Here is a 1508-nt window from a genome sequence, read left to right on the forward strand (position 1 = left end):
GCTGAAACTGCTGCCTGCGCCCTATTTCAACGAGACAAAACAGTTCGGCGACTATCTGCGCCAGGCGCTCGCCGCCATCGGCATCGACGCTGAGCTGGTCAACAACGACTCGGCCGCGCACATCAAGGCGGTCTACACCGACCACGCCTTCGATCTCGCGGTCGGTCCGCCGGTGTTCCGCGGCGATCCGGCGATCTCGACCACCATCCTGGTGCAGAGCGGCATTCCGGACGGCGTGCCGTTCTCCAACCAGGGCGGCTACAAGAACGATGCGCTCGATGCGCTCATCGCCAAGGCATCGGAGACGCTCGACGCATCAGCCCGCACCGACCTCTACAAGGAATTCCAGAAGGCGGTGGCTGCCGACCTGCCGCTGATCAACGTCGCCGAATGGAGTTTCATCAGCGTCGCGCGAGACACCGTCGGCAACATCGCCAACAACCCGCGCTGGGCGGTGTCGAACTGGGCGGACACGTATTTGGAATCGTGACAGAATTGCGCGGATGAAAATTCGCGAAATCATCGTAGGCTTTGAGTTCTACGAGGCCCCCCTCTGTCCTACCGGACATCTCCCCCTCAAGGGGGGAGATTGGCCGCTTGTCTGTCCCGCGAATTCTTCAACGTTGGAGATTGGCGAAGCCAAAAGAGACAGCCGATCTCCCCCCTTGAGGGGGAGATGTCCGGCAGAACAGAGGAGGGTGCCTAGGCGCGGTCCTAATCAACGTATCGCCAACCCATCGACGCCCCCATGAACCGCGCCCTCACCCTTCTCCGCCGCCGCCTCGTCGGCAGCATCTTCGTGCTGCTGATCGTCGTCATCGGCACGTTCCTTTTGCTCGAGGCCGCCCCCGGCGACGCCGTCGACGCCTACATCGTCTCGACCGGCGGCGACGCCGGCATGATCGAATTGCTGCGTCATCGCTGGGGCCTCGACCAGTCGGAGCTGACGCGGCTGGCTAACTACCTCTGGGCGCTGTTGCATCTCGACCTCGGCCAGTCGGTGACCTTCTCCCGACCGATCCGCGATGTGATCCTCGAACGCCTGCCCAACACGCTGCTGTTGATGGTCAGCGCCACCGCGCTCTCCTTCGGGCTCGGCTCGGCACTCGGCATCTATGCCGGCGCCCGGCCGGGCAGTTTCCGCGACCGCTTCCTGTCGATCGGCTCGCTGGCGCTCTATGCCGTGCCGGGTTTCTGGCTCGGACTGGTGCTGATCGTCGTCTTTGCCGTCGACCTGCGCTGGCTGCCGATCGGCGGCATCGAGACCCTGGCTTCCGACAAGACCGGCCTTGACCGCGCAGCCGACATCGCCGTCCATCTTATCCTGCCTGTTTCGGCCCTCGGCTTCATCTACCTGGCGCTCTATCTGCGCATGATGCGCGCCGGCATGGCCGAGGTCTGGCGGCAGGATTTCGTCTTGGCCGCGCGCGCATCATGCGCAGATAGAGCGCCAGGTAGATGAAGCCGAGGGCCGAAACAGGCAGGATAAGATGGACGGCGATGTCGGC

The 1508-nt window shown here is 63.8% G+C and carries 2 pseudogenes; both read left to right on the forward strand.

What is annotated here, in order from left to right:
- Positions 1 to 490: pseudogene (locus tag ENZ74_RS31480) on the forward strand (ABC transporter substrate-binding protein); the annotation flags it as partial.
- A gap of 258 nt (positions 491 to 748) precedes the next feature.
- Positions 749 to 1432 (forward strand): annotated as a pseudogene (locus tag ENZ74_RS31485) (ABC transporter permease); the annotation flags it as partial.
- Positions 1433 to 1508: the final 76 nt, after the last annotated feature.

The organism is Mesorhizobium sp. M7A.F.Ca.CA.002.15.2.1 (assembly GCF_003998715.1).
GTDB lineage: Bacteria > Pseudomonadota > Alphaproteobacteria > Rhizobiales > Rhizobiaceae > Mesorhizobium > Mesorhizobium ciceri.